A 15,704-nucleotide genomic window follows, 5' to 3' on the forward strand; every position below is an offset into this window, starting at 1 on the left:
CAAGGTGTGGCAACGATGTAACGAAATGCGGCCCGCACTGGAAAAAGCGCCTTTCGGCCTTATCTTGTGCACAAGCATGATGTATCGGTGCGATACTCACGCACGGTTTTCACAAACGGCGGCCAGGGAAACCTGCCGCCGTTCTCGTAGTACCACCAACAAGCTGTGTGGCCAGTGGCCCCGGTTGGCGGCGGGTACTGAAAATGGACAGCCTGGTCGCCATGATCGACCCCGGCACAACAAAGATTAAGCCTTCGCGGCAAAACATCCGGTAACAGGAAATGATCTCCAATCTGCTCAAGAAAGTGTTCGGTAGCCGTAACGACCGCCTGCTCAAGCAATACGGTGGCGTTGTAGCAAAAATCAACGCGCTGGAACCCGCCACGCAGGCACTGTCTGATGAGCAATTGCGGGCCAAAACCCAGGAGTTCCGCGAACGTGTCGCCAAGGGCGAATCGCTGGATGACCTGCTGCCAGAAGCCTTCGCAGTCTGTCGTGAAGGCGGCAAGCGCGCTTTGGGCATGCGCCACTTTGACGTGCAGTTGATTGGTGGCATTACCCTGCACCAGGGCAAGATTTCTGAAATGCGTACCGGTGAAGGCAAGACGCTGGTGGCGACTTTGCCGGCCTACCTCAACGCGCTGTCTGGTAATGGCGTGCATGTGGTGACCGTGAACGATTACCTGGCTCAGCGTGATGCCAGGACCATGAGCAAACTGTATAACTTCCTCGGTCTGACCTGCGGCGTGAATCTGGGCCAGATGGCACATGATGAGAAGCAGGCCGCCTACGGTTGCGATATCACCTACGGCACCAACAACGAATTCGGCTTTGATTATCTGCGCGACAACATGGTGTTCAGCACCGGCGAACGCGTCCAGCGCAAGCTGAACTACGCCATCGTCGACGAGGTGGACTCCATCCTGATCGATGAAGCCCGTACCCCGCTGATCATCTCCGGCCCGGCCGACGACAACACCGAAATGTACCTGGCCATGAACGCCGTGCCAGGGCAGTTGACCCGCCAGGAAGAAGAAGAAGGCGAGGGTGACTACTGGGTTGATGAAAAAGCCAACACGGTGCTGCTGTCTGAAGCCGGCCACGAAAAGGTCGAGCAAATCCTGACCCGTATGGGCCTTTTGCCGGAAGGCGACAGCCTGTATTCCGCCCAGCACATTACGCTGGTGCACCACATGTACGCCGCCCTGCGCGCGCACTCGCTGTTCCATCGTGACCAGAACTATGTGGTGATGGATGACGAAGTCATCATCGTGGACGAATTCACCGGTCGCCTGATGGCAGGCCGTCGCTGGTCCGAAGGCCTGCATCAGGCCGTGGAAGCCAAGGAAGGCGTCGAGATCAACCAGGAAAACCAGACCCTGGCCACGATCACGCTGCAAAACTACTTCCGCATGTACGGCAAGCTCTCCGGCATGACCGGTACGGCCGACACCGAAGCCTACGAATTCCAGCAAATCTACGGTCTGGAAACGGTCATTATCCCGACCAACCGCCCGATGGTGCGTCAGGATCGCCAGGACCAGGTCTTCAAGACCGCCAACGAAAAATACAACGCCATCATCACTGACATCCGCGATTGCGTCAGCCGTGGACAGCCGGTGCTGGTGGGCACAACCTCGATCGAACAGTCGGAAATCCTCTCCAACTTGCTCGACAAGGTGAAGATTCCGCACAACGTACTCAACGCCAAGCAACACGCTCGCGAAGCCGAAATCGTGGTGCAGGCGGGCTCCCCGGGTCAGGTCACCATCGCCACCAACATGGCCGGCCGTGGTACTGACATTGTGCTGGGTGGTAACGCCGAACCGCGTATCCGCGTCATTGAGGCTGATGAAAGCCTGGATGCCGCTGGCAAGGAAAGCGCCATCAATGCGCTCAAGGCCGAGTGGCAAAAGGTTCACGACCAGGTCGTGGCCGCTGGCGGTCTGCACATCATTGGTACCGAGCGCCATGAATCCCGCCGGATCGACAACCAGCTGCGTGGTCGTTCCGGTCGCCAGGGCGATCCGGGCTCCAGCCGTTTCTATCTGAGCCTGGAAGACCCGTTGCTGCGTATTTTCGCCGGCGATCGCGTTGCGTTCGTGATGGACAAGCTGAAGATGCCGGAAGGCGAGCCGATCGAAGCCGGCATTGTCAGCCGCGCCATTGAATCTGCCCAGCGCAAGGTGGAAGGCCGCAACTTCGATATCCGCAAGCAATTGCTGGAATACGATGATGTCGCCAACGAACAGCGCAAAGCCATCTACACCCAGCGGAACGAGTTGCTGGAAAGCACCGATATTTCTGAAACCATCGGCGCCATGCGCGACGGCTTCTTCACTGACCTGTTCGAGCAATATGTACCGCCGCAGGCCATGGAAGAACAATGGGATCTGCCGGGTCTGGAAAAAGCCCTGGCTGAATTCGGCCTGACCGCGCCGGTAGGCGACTGGCTCAAGCAAGACTCAACCCTGACCGATGAAGCTGCCAAGCAACGCGTGGTGGGTCTGGCTCGCGAAGCCTACGAAACCAAGGCAAGCGAAGCCGGCGTGGACACTTTCCGCCAGTTTGAACGTGCCGTCCTGCTGCAGCACCTGGATCAACACTGGCGCGAACACCTGTCGTCGCTGGATCACCTGCGTCAGGGTATCCATCTGCGCGGCTACGCCCAGAAGAACCCCAAGCAGGAATACAAGCGCGAATCGTTTGAGTTGTTCAGCGAACTCTTGACCGGCATCAAGCGTGATGTGGTGCAGATTGTGATGAGCGTGCAAGTGCGCTCGCAAGCCGACGTGGACGCGGTACAACCGCAAGCCGTGCCGGAACGTGCGTTGCAGTTCCATCATGACGATCTGGCCTCTGCGGTCGCTGCGGGCGACGAAGAGAAGATCAAGGAAGCACTGTCCACGGCTGCCGCTGCGGGTGCCGTTGCCAGCCCGTTCGCTGGCGTAAGCCGCAACGATCCGTGCCCCTGCGGCTCGGGCAAGAAGTTCAAGCACTGCCATGGCCAGATCGGTTGATCTACCGGTGGTTCACAAAAAAGCCCGTCTGATGACGGGCTTTTTTGTTGCACACTTCGCGCACGGCCCGGCCCCTGGCTTGACGCCATAAATCGGGCTGGCTAGATTGGCCGCTACGGGCCGATAGCTCAGCTGGGAGAGCGCTGCGTTCGCAATGCAGAGGTCGGGAGTTCGATCCTCCTTCGGTCCACCAGAATGCGTTTGAATCTGGATTGTTGCCAGATTTTTGACCCTGAACGAGCCAGATGATGATCAACGGGACCTGCCGAGGTCCCGTTTGTTTTTGGCGCTCCTGGTTATCGGCGACCTTTTACCCGCCCTTCTTCAACAGAGATGCACAGTGCCAGCGTCCGTCCGTATATCCCAAGGCCCCATCCGCCCGCAGCAGCTAGAGGCGCTCCAGCGTGCGTGGGATGCGCAATTGTCGCCGCATCCTGGCGAGCGGCTTAGGCTGGCGCTTTACGGTCATGCGGGGCGCTTGCGACTGGCGGCCACGCACCCGAGCATCATCATGGCGCAGGCGCTCTCGCCACAGCAATGCGCTAGCGCGTTATGGAGATGCCTTGGGGGAATACCAGTTCCCGGTGGGCCGCCGTGCCTGCGGTAACCCCGTCCGCACTGGCCCAGGTGGCGCTGTGCATGCCACGCGCGATATCACCGGCGGCGTAGACGCCGGGAACGCTGGTCATTTTGAATTCGTCGGTTTTGATGATCTGGCCAAACCAGGTGTCCTCCATCTGGCAGCCCAGCTGTGCGGCGATGGGGCTGTTCAGGTGTGAGCGCACGCCGATGTAGAGCGCATCCGTGATCACCTCACGACCATCGGCCAGCACCAGTGCGCCAAGCTGCGCACCCGCACCGGTCAACTGCGTGACTGGCGTGGTTTCGATCTGTACGCCACGCGCGGTGAGTTCTTTCTGCATTTCGGCGTCCGGCACGGGCTGACCGTTCAGGAACAGCGTGGTTGGCCCCCATTCGGCGATCAGCATGGCCTGGTGGACAGACAGCGGAGACACTGCCAGCACGCCCAGCTGCTGCCCGCTGAACTCAAAACCGTGGCAATACGGACAATGCAGCACGGATTTCCCCCAGCGCTCGGCCAGACCAGGGATGGCGGGGAGTTCATCTCTCAGACCAAAGGCCAGAATCAGTTTGCTGGCCTGCAGCGACTGGCCATCTGCGAGGGTGACGCTGAAACCCTGGTTTGTTGGCGTGACGGTTTCAGCTTTGCCCTGGATCAGTTCGACGGTTGGGTAAGCCGCAACCTGCAAGCGCGCAGTCGCCAGCATGGCCTCGGGTGCGTTGCCATCCTGGGCAAAGAAACCGTGGGATTGCGGGGCAAAGCGGTTGCGTGGCAAGCCGGTATCCAGCACGCAAACCTTGCGGCGAGCGCGGGCCAGATAGATGGCAGCGGACAAACCGGCAAAGCTGCCGCCGATAATGATGACGTCATGATCCATGGGGGTGTTCCAGCAAATGCGGGTGGCCGTGTTCCACCAAGCGTTGATGAAAATCCGTGCTGAGCGCTGCCAGCGTTACTTCACCCAGACGGGCTAATAGCAGCGCTTCTGCTTGCTGGAAAGTCTGATCCAGTGCGGCGTTCACGGCTTGCTCCACAAGGCAACCTGGCGATTCCGTGCGATTGCCCATGGCCAGCAAAGTGGGGCTGCCCAGCGCCGTGTAGATATCACGCAAAGTGATGTTTTCCAGCGGCATGGCCAATTGCCAGCCACCGCCGTGGCCCTTGCCCGAACGCACATAACCTTGTTCTCGCAGGCCGGACATCATGCGGCGGATGACCACCGGGTTGGTTTGCATGGCGCGGGCCAGGGTTTCGGACGTGACAGGGGCAGCGTGCTCTGCCATATGTAGCAGCAGGTGCAATACCCCGGATAAGCGGCTGTCTCTTTTCATGTAACAAATAATGTTACGTGATTGAGGGTAATGTCAACCCTGGCGTTTTACGGACAATCATGCCGCTTGGGGAGGAAGGTCTGGAGGTGGCCCGGAGAGCCCGTGCCAGTGGTCTGTACGGCGGGTGATGCGCCAATGGGAATGGGTGTGCCGTGAGGCCGGACTGGCCTTGGCGTCTGGCGCCGGTATTGGCATTCGATAAACACGCTTTAGCCGTCACAGTGCAAGACCGTTACGATGCCGTGTGCGGTTCGCGGGTATGATCGCAATATTGTGTGTATTGCGTTCTTTTACGGTGAAAAAGCTATCGTGACCAAATCCAGCATGGCTCGTATTGCCCACCACCGCGCATCTCACGTGCGCATCTGGCGTCTGTTGCAAGAGAAAAAACGCGCGTCCGCAAACACCCCGGACGGCATGGGCACCGGCCCCAAGCCAGTTCCCATGCCTGATGTGTACACACTGCCCTTACCGCTGGAAGCAGACCCGCAGGATCATGGCAAAAAGTAGTTCGGCCAGATCACTCAGGCAATAAAGTTCACCACGCCACCATCTACGCGCAAGGCTGCGCCATTGGTGGCTGAGGCCTGTGGCGAGCTGACATACACCACCATATTGGCGACTTCCTCAACCTTGGCAAGGCGCTTGATCAGCGAGGTCGGGCGGTGGGTCTTGATGAAGTCCTGCTCCACCTGTTCCTGCGATATGCCTTGTTCCTGCGCGATCTTGCCAAAAAAGTCACCCACACCATCAGAGCGGGTAGGGCCTGGCAGCACGGCGTTAACCGTGACTGCGCTGCCTGCGGTCAGTTGTGCCAGGCCGCGTGACAGTGCCAGTTGCGCGGTTTTGCTCACGCCGTAGTGAATCATTTCTGCCGGGATATTGAGGGCCGATTCGCTGGAGATAAACACAATCCGTCCCCAGTTGGCCTTGAGCATGCGGGGCAGATAATGGCGTGACAGCCGCACACCGCTCATGACATTGACGTCCAGCATGGTTTCCCAGCGGGCATCGTCAATATCCGCAAACTCGCGGGGTTCAAAAATACCGGCGTTGTTGATCAGGATATCTACCTCCGGATGCGCCTTGATCACGGCCTCGGCACCCGCAGCGGTGCCCAGGTCTGAGGCCACCACCGGAAACTGCGCCAGCGGGTGTGCGGCGGCCAGTTGTGTGCGTACCTTCTCCAGCTTGCCCTCATCGCGGCCGTGCAAGATGACATTGGCACCAGCCGCAGCCAGACCCTGGGCGATGGCCAGACCAATGCCGGATGAAGAACCTGTGACCAGTGCGGTTTTACCTGTCAGATCAATACGCATAAACCATTCTCCGGAAGAACAATCAGATGGAATCAACGATCAGGACATGATCGGGGCGAGCAGCCCCGCCCTGACGCAATCAGAAGCCTGCCAAAACAATCTTTCCGCGTGAGGTATTACTTTCAAGCAGTGCGTGGGCCTTTTTCAGATTGGCGGCGTTAATCGTGCCAAAGTGCTCTGCCACCGTGGTTCGCAGCGTACCGGCATCAATCAACCTGGCCACCTGGGCCAGCAAAGCATGCTGCTTGATCATGTCGTCCGTACCAAACATGGAGCGGGTAAACATGAACTCCCAGTGCAGCGAAATACTCTTGCGCTTGAGCGCACGCACATCCAGCGCATCCGGATCATCAATCAGCGCCAACTTGCCCTGAGGCACCAAAGATTCCACGATCTCTTTAAAGTGCACATCGGTCTGATTCAGGCCGGCGACATAGTCCACCTGGCCTACGCCGATGCGTTTGAGCTCTTCTGACAGCGGCTTGCTATGGTCGATCACCGCATGCGCTCCCAGCCCCAGCACCCACTTTTGGGTTTCCGGGCGGGATGCCGTGCCAATGATGGTCAGGCCGGTCAATTGCCTTGCCAGTTGCACCAGGATGGAACCCACTCCGCCAGCCGAGCCGATAACCAGCAGTGTCTGACCAGAGGGGGCCGCGTTATCCAGCACCTGCAGCCGATCAAACAGCAACTCCCACGCGGTGATGGCCGTCAGCGGCAAGGCGGCGGCCTCGGCAAAATCCAGTGTCGCCGGCATGGGGCCGACAATACGTTCATCAACCAGATGCAACTCGCTGTTCGTGCCCGGGCGGGTCAAAGAACCGGCATACCATACCCGGTCTCCCGGCTTGAACAGCGACACCTTGCTGCCCACGGCACGCACCACGCCGGCTGCATCCCAGCCGATCACCTTGGGGGCACCCTCGGCCGGGCTCACGCCAGCGCGAATTTTGACATCCACCGGGTTCACCGAAACCGCTTTGACCTCCACCAGTAAATCGTGTTCTCCGGGTTGCGGATCAGGCAGCGTCAGATCAACCAGTGCGTCGGCAGCGGTAATCGGCTGGTTCTTGTAGTAACCCACGGCTTTCATGATGTTTCTCCTTGAAGAGGTCAGTTGGTGTTGTAGGCAATGCATCGCATCTTGCACCTCTCACCCGCCTGGAAAAACAGGCCGCCGCCAGATTCAGTTTCAATTTATTATTGAAAATAACCAGATTTGTAATGGATTCGGCATGGTCAGATTTGAAGATTTACAGGTGTTTGTGCGGGCCGCAGAAACCGGCAGTTTCTCCGCCGCCGCGCGGGAACTGGACCTGACCCCCGCCGTGGCCAGCGCCGCGCTTAAACGGCTGGAAGCCACGCTGCAATCCCGCCTGTTTGTGCGCTCCACCCGCAGCCTGCGGTTAACCAGCGATGGCGAGCGCTACCTGACTCACGCCCGCAGCGCGCTGGACGCACTGGCCAGTGGCCGGGAAGCCATTCACCAGGACAAACAACGTATCTCTGGCACGCTCAGCATTTCCATGCCATCCGATTTAGGGCGCAGTGCGCTGCTGGGCTGGCTGGATGTCTTCCAGCAACAGCACCCGGCCGTGAACCTGCAAATCCGCATCAGCGACCGCCTGGCAGACCTGTACCGGCAGCCCGTGGACATCGCCCTGCGTTACGGCCTGCTGGATGATTCCAGCCTGGTGGCGCTGCCCCTGGTGCCAGACAATCGCCGGATTGTGGTCGCCGCGCCCGACTATCTGGCCCGCTACGGTCTTCCCCAAAGCCCGGCGCAGCTACGCCAGCACAACTGCCTGCGTTTTGTCCTGGGCGAAGTCACGCATGAACGCTGGCGCTTTGCCCAGGGAGAGGCGGACCATACCGTCAACGTACACGGCAACCGCGTCAGCGACGATGGCGAAATCGTCCGCCGCTGGGTGCTGGCGGGTAACGGCATTGCCTATAAATCCACGCTGGACGTATTGCCCGATCTGCGTGCTGGCCGCCTTGTCCCCCTGTTGCCGCAGTACGAAACCGAAGCCGCGCCGTTCTATCTGATCTGCGCCCATCGCCTGCAACTTTCCCCCACTGTGACCGCCCTGCGTGAACATTTGCAGGACTGCTTCAAACACTACCTAGCACCCGCCAACCCGCGCCAGGGCTGGGTTTGACGGCGATAAGCCAACCAGCATGGAAAAAAATCTGCGTCAAAAGGCTTGACGGACCCGCAACCTTTCGGCAAAATGCGCCGCTCTTTGGGTCGTTAGCTCAGCTGGTAGAGCAGCGGACTTTTAATCCGTTGGTCGCAGGTTCGAATCCCGCACGACCCACCAAAGATACAAGCAAACAGGCTGCCCTTCGGGGTGGCCTGTTTGCTTTTGGGCTTATGCCGGCCCAATAAAAAGCCCCGCCAAGCGGGGCTTTTTATTGGGCAAGTCAGGCCTTGCCTAGTACTTGAACGCCAGCCTGGCCCAGAACGTCCGGCCCGGTTCATTGACCGGTGAATCGCCGGAATAACCAAAGCCGGCATCACCCGCCAGGTTCAGGTGTTCGGCATAGGTCTTGTTCAGGAGGTTATCGACCCCGGCGGTCAGTTGCACGTGTTTGCCCACCGCGTAACCACCGTTGAGCGAGAGCACGCCAAAGCCGCCGGTGGTGCCAAAGTCTTTGCCGACGACATTGCCCTCGTTCTCTGCTACCCGGTTCTGGGCGGTAACAAGCCGCCAGAGGGCGCCGGCTGACCACTGGTCGTGCTCCCAGGCCAGGGCGAGGCGGGTGTCCAGCGGGGGCATCTGCGCCAGAGGCTGGTTCATGCTCTGGTTCTGGCCCCAGGCATAGGCGGTGGACACGTCCAGTTGCCAGTTTTGAACAAAGCGCCAGGTCACGCCGGCCTCGCCACCGGCAATGCGGGCATTGATGTTGAGCGCTTGCGAGGTGGAGCCCATCATGCCGCCGCTGCTGTACAGAAAGAGGATGTAGTCCTGTACATAGCCGGCATAGGCCGACACCCAGGCTTTCAGGTTCTGGTCCTTGTATTGCGCACCCAGATCAAGCTGGGTGGTTTTTTCCGGTTTGACGCCGGTAAAGGCGTTGGTCGTGCTCGCAGGGCCGCTATCCGGAGAAAACAGTTCCCAATAGTCCGGGAAGCGTTCGACATGCCCCAGCCCGATGAATACGGTGGCGGGCGCGTCTACCAGATCATGCTCATACCGGGCAAAGCCGGAGGGCAAGTTCTCGGCGCGGGTGTCGTTGAGGGTGGGATTGGCCATGCTCATCATGCCGGTGGTGGCTCGCCGGTCGGTTGCGATCGCGTGATCCAGCCGCAGGCCGGTCATCACGCGGCTGCCGCTCTGCGGCTTCCAGGTCAGCTGGGCAAACCCGCCAAGGGTGCTCATGTCGGCATCTTTGATCCACGGCATGCTGGCGTACGCACCTTCGCCAGAGGCAGAGCGGGACCGATGCGCGTTGCTGGATCCATCCAGGCCGGTAATCACGCTGATGTCGGTAGCGATGTCCAGCGTGGCTGCAACGCGGCCGCCCACGGTGCGGCGGTCCACTTCGGCAGCCATGGGCATGGGCATACTGCTCATCGGGTCGGGCGTGCGCAGGCTGTAGTTATCCATCAGGTGATCGGCGTAGTTGTAGTACACCTGTGCCTGTACCTTGCTGACCACGTCGCTGATATTCGTGCGCTCAAACTTCAGGTTGGCGCTTTCACGCTTGAATTGCACGCCATCCATACTGCGGCCGGCATAGCGGGCATCCCCATTACCGGTACCCACGTTGAGCTCCAGCCGGGTCTGGTCATCGGGTGTCCAGCCCAGGGCGGCGTCCGTCGCCCATTTGTTCCAGGCCGAGGGCACATCGTGGCCAGCGCCGTCTTCGTAATCCCCTTCGTGTCCGTGATTGCCGGTAAAGCGCACATAGCCATCCGGCGTACCGGTGGTGGCATCGATATTGATATCGTTACGACCCCAGGAGCCGCCTTGCACCGCGCCGTCCAGCCGCACGCCCGCTGTATCAAAGCGTTGGGTGTCACGGTCAAACATGACCGTGCCGGCGGAGGAGCCCGGTCCCCAGATCACGCTTTCCGGGCCTTTGATCACGGTCAGCGTGTCAAAGCTGGATGGGCTGATGTACGAGGTCGGGGCATCCATCCGCGCCGGGCAGGCACCCAGCATGGTGGTGCCGTCGGTAAGGATGTTGAGGCGGGAGCCGAACATGCCACGCAATACCGGATCGCCATTGCTGCCTCCGTTACGTACGGCAGAGAAGCCGGGGATGGTTTTGAGGATGTCGGCGCCATCGCTGGCCGGCACGGGTTGGCGCGGTGCTTTGGGGTCGGTGACGATGGTCAGCGGCGAGCTATCGCGCACACCGGTGACCACCACGGAACCCAGGTCAATGATTTGGGAGGGGGGCGCTGTGACGGCGTCGTCAGCACGGGTTGATGCGGAGAAAACGGTGACGAGTGCGGTCGTCAACACAGATAGCCGCAGGGCGGCCGGGGATTGTTTTGTCATTTTGAATCGCCATGGGCGAGCCGCGCGCAGGCGCAGGCGGCACGCGAAATTGATCGGTGTTCAGGTAAACGCAGCGGAACAGATCAGGCCAGTGGCGGCCCCCGGCCGGGCGGGCGCAGGCGGGGTTGGGCAAGCAGGGGAGGTGTGGTAACAGCAATGCCGGCTTGAACTGGCGTAAAGGCCAGTTGCTGCAGGGCCGGCAACACCAGCAAGGGCAGGCTGGCAGTGACCCCATGCGCACACAGCGGACAAGACTGGAAGACCAGTTGCGAGACCGGGGTATCTGATTGGTCATCACCATGTGTGACGACCAGCTGGATACCAGAGCCACTGCACAACACCAGCGCGTTGGTTTGCGCGCTGAGCATGGCCATGTGCGCCGAGGGCAGGGCGAAGTTGAACATCGCGACCAGCATCGCGAGTGCAACAAATCGAGTCCCCAGCCACTTTTTCATGACTGCGGAATATATCACACCGGCATGTGCCACCGATGGTGGCCGCAGTGCGCCATGCGCCTCATCTTTATGGCGGCGGGTTCAGCCTTGGGATCAATCAGGCTGCACGGTATCCAGCAACGCCAGCGCTTTGTCGAAATCAAAATCTTCTATGGCGCGCGCGGCCTGGCGCAGGAGCGGTGCATGCGCACGGCCGGCGTACAGGGGCAGCAACTGGCTGACGGTTTCCAGCGCGCCCGGATCACTGTCGATGAGCAACTGCCGGAGTTCCGCCAGCAAGCGCTCGGCATCCTGCGCTGGTGCGTCGGCGGGTTGCGGCTCTGCCGTGTCCAGCGAGGTCAGCCCGGCGAGGACAAGCGCCAATTCGTCTGCAACGCGGGTACGGATGATCTCGATCTCGTCGGCGGGGCGTTGTTGTTCACAGGCACTCTCCAGTTCACCGGCCAGGCGGGCCAGCGCTTGGGCGCCGATATTGCCGGCAGTGCCGCGCAGGGAATGGGCATAGCGTTGGGCGGCCTGAGGGTCCGGACTTTGGCGGGCGCTGGCAAAGACCACGGCAAAATCACGGTAACTCTGGCTGAACTTGCCCAGCAGGCGCAGATACAGCGCGCGTTTGCCCATGCAGGTTTTCAGGCCGGCGTGGTGATCAATGCCGGGGAGCACAAGGTCTGTGGTTTCCTCACAGGCGGCTGCTGCGGGTTGCACTTGGGCTGCGCCCGGGCGCGGGTGGACCCACTTTGCCAGCGTCGCAAACATGCCTTCGACATTGAGTGGTTTGGAAATATGGTCGTTCATGCCGGCGGCCAGGGCTTTTTCCCGATCACCGGCCATGGCGTTGGCGGTCATGGCAATAATGGGCAAGTCTGCAAGGCCTGGCCGCTGGCGGATTTGCGCCGTGGCGGTGTAGCCGTCCATGACGGGCATCTGGCAATCCATCAATACGCCGTCAAACCCCTCTCCGGCATCCAGCCGGTCCAGCACCTGCTGACCATCACCCACCACCGTCAGGGCGATGCCGGCGCTTTCCAGTAGTTCACGCGCCAGTTCCTGGTTCAGTTCATTGTCTTCTGCCAGCAGTAAATGGGCACCCGCCAGGGCGGCCATGTGGCTGCCGGTCAGGTCTCCACGTTCGGCGGCGCGCGTTTCGGTCAGCCCGCCTTTGCCGAGCACCTCGCCAATGGCTTCCAGCAGGGTAGAGGGCGTCACGGGTTTGGTCAGCACGGATTGCAGGTGAACGGCGCATCTGGCGGCCTCATCCAGCGCTTCGTCCCGGCCAAAGGCGGTCACCATGATCACCGCAGGCGGCTGGCGGGTATGGCGTTGCTGGATAAGTTGAACGGTCTGGATGCCATCCATACCCGGCATCCGCCAGTCCATCAGTACCAGGTCGTAAGGCAGTTCTTTTTGCTCCGCAGCCTGGATATGCGCCAGCGCCACCGGCCCACTTTCCGCCACGTCGACTTCCAGATTGAAGGTACGTGCCATACCAGAGAGGATTTCCCGCGCGCTGGCGTTGTCATCGACCACCAACGCCCGCATGCCGAGGAGTTCGTCGGCCTTGAACATGCGGCGCGGCAGCACGTTGTGCTGACGGCCAAAGCGGGCGTGAAAATGAAAGACCGAGCCTTGCCCGGCGACGCTTTCCACCCAGATGGTCCCGGCCATCAGTTCCACCAGGCGTTTGGAGATGGCCAGCCCCAAGCCCGTACCGCCGTATTTACGGGTGATCGAACTGTCGGCCTGGCTAAATGATTCAAAGACATGCAGGCATTGCTCGGGCGTCATGCCAATGCCGCTGTCCTGGACCTGAAAGTGCAGGGTAATGGCGTCGGCTTCGTCCTCAAGGAGGTCAATGCCGACCACAATTTCGCCGTGGTTGGTAAATTTGACGGCGTTATTGCCCAGGTTGATCAGCACCTGCCCCAGGCGCAACGGATCGCCAATCAACGCGGTGGGCAAATCCGGGGCGGTCCGGAACAAGAGTTCCAGCCCTTTGTCTTCGGCACGCAAGCCGATCATGTTGGCAAAACTTTCCAGCACGTCTTCCAGCCGGAAAGGCACGTGCTCGATGGTCATCTTGCCGGCTTCGACTTTGGAAAAATCCAGAATGTCATTGATGATACCCAACAGGTTCTCGGCCGAGCGGTGCACTTTTTCGATGTAGTTGCGCTGTTTTTTATCCAGTTGGGTGCGCAAGGCCAGATGGCTCATGCCAATGATGGCGTTCATGGGCGTGCGGATTTCGTGGCTCATATTGGCCAGAAAATCACTCTTGGCACGCGTGGCTTCTTCGGCCAGTTCACGTGCATGCTGCACCGCCGCTTCGGCTTGCTTGCGATCTGTGATGTCAAAGAACCATTTCACCATCAGCGCGCGGTTGGCAAAGGTCAGGTGGATGGAAGAGAGCAGCACGTCGACCCGTGAGCCGTCGCTACGCTGTAGCGGAATCTCAAAATTGAAGACGTCGCCCTCCTCGTTGGCCTCCAGAAAGCGCTCAAACGCGGCCGGGTCTGGCCAGTGTCTGGCCCGGCTTTCCGGGGAGTGCAACTCGGCCTGCGGCACGCCAAACAGGATTTCCAGCTCACGGTTGGCATACAACAGCTGGCGCTGGTCATCTTCAATGGCGACGGCCACCGGACTGTTTTCCAGCACCGCTCGCACTTGTTGTTCGCGGTCTTCCAGGGCGGCGAGCATGGCGCGTCGTTCCGAGATATCCCGGACTGAGGCGCACACGCAGACGCCCTGGCCTTCCAGCAGAGGTAATCGGGCCAGCCCCACTTCAATGAAGAATTCGCTGCCATCCTTGCGCAGGCCGCGCAGGTGGTTGTTGTCGTTGCCGCCCATCTGGCGGGTCGTGCCGTGTTCGATAAAATCGTCCCGCAACGCGCCATGCGCCTGGCGCATGCCGCCGGGCACCAGGATATCCACCGACTGCCCGGTCAGCTCTCCGGCCGTGTAGCCAAACAGTTGATCCAGCCTGGGGTTGGTCAGCGTGATCAATCCTTGGGCGTCGATCACCAGCATGCCATCTGGTGCGGCTTCAATAATGGTTCTGAACCAGGCTTCGGTCGCTTTGAGCGAGGCATGCTGGGCGTTGAGTTCCAGCGCCTGGCGTTCCAGCAGCACCGCCTGGGTTTCCAGCGCCCCGGCCTGCTGCCGGGTTTGTTCAAACAGCTGCTGCAAGGCGGTGTTTCTGCCCGTGATTTCCATGGTCATGGCCAGCTTGGGCAACACTTCTTCCAGCAGGGCCTGCGGCGCCTGGCCCGGCGCGGATAACCAGGCCAGTTCCAGCACCCCCATCAGCCGCTCGCCCAGCAAGATGGGGTAGGCCGTCAACAGCAAGGGCGTGACCTCGCCCAGGGTGGACTGGATATTCCAGAACCCGGCGGGGACGTCCAGCAACGTCACGATCTGTCTGGATTGCGCACACTGCCCCAGCAGGCCGTCACCAGGCCGGATGGTTTGTGCGGGTGCGGCGTGTTGGGCGTAGCTACCGCTGAAATGCAGCAACTGTTCGTCTTCGTCAAACCGGTACAGCGTGCCCTGACCAATACGCAGCAACGGCCCGATTTGCTCCAGAAAAGTGCTGGCCAGCGCCTCGATGGAGGGGGCTTGCTGCAAGCTGGCCTGGAGTTGGGTTTCCTGCGATTTGACCCAGCGCTGCGTTTCCAGCAAGCGCGACTCTTGCTGCAATTGTCTGATGGCGCGCGCCAGATCGCCGGTTTCATTGGCAAAGTCGGTGTGTGGAATCACCTGGTCCAGGTCGCCGGCGGTCAATTGATCGACCGCTTCACGTACCCGGCTGATGGGATGGCGGATGGACCGGCTGACCAGCCAGGCCAGCAGCAGGGCCAACGCAGCACCGCCCAACAGCAGCGCATAGGTTTGCGCGCGATTGCGCCCGGCCAGGGCGGTGATCGAGATGGCGGTATCGCGCAGCCCGGTGGCTTTGACCTGGGCTATGCCATCAAGTACCTGATCGGCCTGGGTGGCCATGCCGTCAAACCAGCCGCTGTCCATCAACGCAAGGGCTTCGGCATCGTGTCCCTGGCGGGCCAGGCTTAATGCCTGGTCGCCCACTCGGGTCATTCTGGCGCGCAAGGTCTCGAACTGGTCCAGCCGCTTGATGTTCTCGTCCCGGTAGACCGTCGGACGCAAGAGCTCTACCGCCCGGTTCAGGCGCACATTGGCAATATCCAGCTGATCGACTGCCTGATCCCGTTCCCCGGCGTATGGGGTATGGATGGCTTTGCGGTAGGCGGCGGTGACGCGGGTCAGTTCAAGTTGGGTTTCCTTGACCTGGGCAATGCCGGTTAACTCCTGGCGATATAAACGCTGGAAAACCTCAATGAGTGATTGCTGGGTGCGCAGGCTTTGTGCGCCCAGAATGAGCGGCAAAATCAGCAGACCGGCAAAGCCGATAATCAGCTTGTGGCGAAGCGGCAGCCGCTCCAGCCAATGCAGGATAGAGGTCATCGCCTG

10 protein-coding genes and 2 tRNA genes are annotated in these 15,704 nt (G+C 60.5%); 5 read left to right on the top strand and 7 right to left on the bottom strand.

Annotated features, from left to right (window positions below; all coding sequences use genetic code 11):
- Nucleotides 1–281: 281 nt before the first annotated feature.
- Both secA and HNQ50_RS19315 read left to right on the top strand, forming a co-directional pair.
- A complete protein-coding gene (secA, locus tag HNQ50_RS19310) occupies nt 282–3,020 on the top strand; it encodes a preprotein translocase subunit SecA (protein WP_184102863.1) in 2,739 nt (912 codons plus the stop codon).
- A 117-nt stretch (nt 3,021–3,137) separates the two neighbouring features.
- Nucleotides 3,138–3,213: transfer RNA gene (locus tag HNQ50_RS19315), tRNA-Ala, on the top strand.
- A gap of 349 nt (nt 3,214–3,562) precedes the next feature.
- Here the strand turns inward: HNQ50_RS19315 and HNQ50_RS19320 are convergent.
- A complete protein-coding gene (locus tag HNQ50_RS19320; protein ID WP_184102864.1) occupies nt 3,563–4,480 on the bottom strand; it encodes an NAD(P)/FAD-dependent oxidoreductase in 918 nt (305 codons plus the stop codon).
- Entirely contained in the window at nt 4,470–4,934 is a 465-nt protein-coding gene (locus tag HNQ50_RS19325; RefSeq protein WP_184102865.1) for an Rrf2 family transcriptional regulator, read from the bottom strand. Before HNQ50_RS19325 ends, HNQ50_RS19320 begins: the two co-directional genes overlap by 11 nt.
- 309 nt (nt 4,935–5,243) lie before the next feature.
- On the opposite strand from HNQ50_RS19325, the gene HNQ50_RS19330 reads away from it, so the two are divergent.
- A complete protein-coding gene (locus HNQ50_RS19330; protein WP_184102866.1) occupies nt 5,244–5,444 on the top strand; it encodes a hypothetical protein in 201 nt (66 codons plus the stop codon).
- A 14-nt stretch (nt 5,445–5,458) separates the two neighbouring features.
- Here the strand turns inward: HNQ50_RS19330 and HNQ50_RS19335 are convergent, their stop codons facing one another.
- The gene (locus tag HNQ50_RS19335) at nt 5,459–6,247 is read right to left on the bottom strand and encodes an SDR family NAD(P)-dependent oxidoreductase (protein WP_373282242.1); all 789 of its coding nucleotides are present in this window, start codon (nt 6,245–6,247) and stop codon (nt 5,459–5,461) included.
- A gap of 85 nt (nt 6,248–6,332) precedes the next feature.
- Nucleotides 6,333–7,346, bottom strand: coding sequence for a zinc-binding alcohol dehydrogenase family protein (locus tag HNQ50_RS19340; RefSeq protein ID WP_184102868.1), 1,014 nt, complete (start codon nt 7,344–7,346; stop codon nt 6,333–6,335).
- A 142-nt stretch (nt 7,347–7,488) separates the two neighbouring features.
- On the opposite strand from HNQ50_RS19340, the gene HNQ50_RS19345 reads away from it, so the two are divergent.
- Both HNQ50_RS19345 and HNQ50_RS19350 read left to right on the top strand, forming a co-directional pair.
- A complete protein-coding gene (locus HNQ50_RS19345; protein ID WP_184102869.1) occupies nt 7,489–8,415 on the top strand; it encodes a LysR family transcriptional regulator in 927 nt (308 codons plus the stop codon).
- Between the two features lie 86 nt (nt 8,416–8,501).
- A tRNA-Lys gene (locus tag HNQ50_RS19350) sits at nt 8,502–8,577 on the top strand.
- Nucleotides 8,578–8,691: 114 nt separating this feature from the next.
- Here the strand turns inward: HNQ50_RS19350 and HNQ50_RS19355 are convergent.
- The 3 genes from HNQ50_RS19355 to HNQ50_RS19365 all read right to left on the bottom strand — a co-directional run bounded on the left by HNQ50_RS19355 (nt 8,692) and on the right by HNQ50_RS19365 (nt 15,698).
- On the bottom strand, nt 8,692–10,767 hold the full coding sequence (locus HNQ50_RS19355) for a TonB-dependent copper receptor (protein WP_184102870.1): 2,076 nt from the start codon (nt 10,765–10,767) through the stop codon (nt 8,692–8,694).
- An 83-nt stretch (nt 10,768–10,850) separates the two neighbouring features.
- Nucleotides 10,851–11,183 carry a DUF2946 family protein gene (locus HNQ50_RS19360; protein WP_184102871.1) on the bottom strand — a complete coding sequence of 111 codons (333 nt, stop codon included), beginning with the start codon at nt 11,181–11,183 and terminating at the stop codon, nt 10,851–10,853.
- Nucleotides 11,184–11,315: 132 nt separating this feature from the next.
- Nucleotides 11,316–15,698 (bottom strand): response regulator, encoded by a 4,383-nt coding sequence (locus HNQ50_RS19365; RefSeq protein WP_184102872.1) that lies wholly within the window; start codon nt 15,696–15,698, stop codon nt 11,316–11,318.
- Nucleotides 15,699–15,704: the final 6 nt, after the last annotated feature.

The organism is Silvimonas terrae, assembly GCF_014202765.1.
Classification (GTDB): Bacteria; Pseudomonadota; Gammaproteobacteria; order Burkholderiales; family Chitinibacteraceae; genus Silvimonas; species Silvimonas terrae.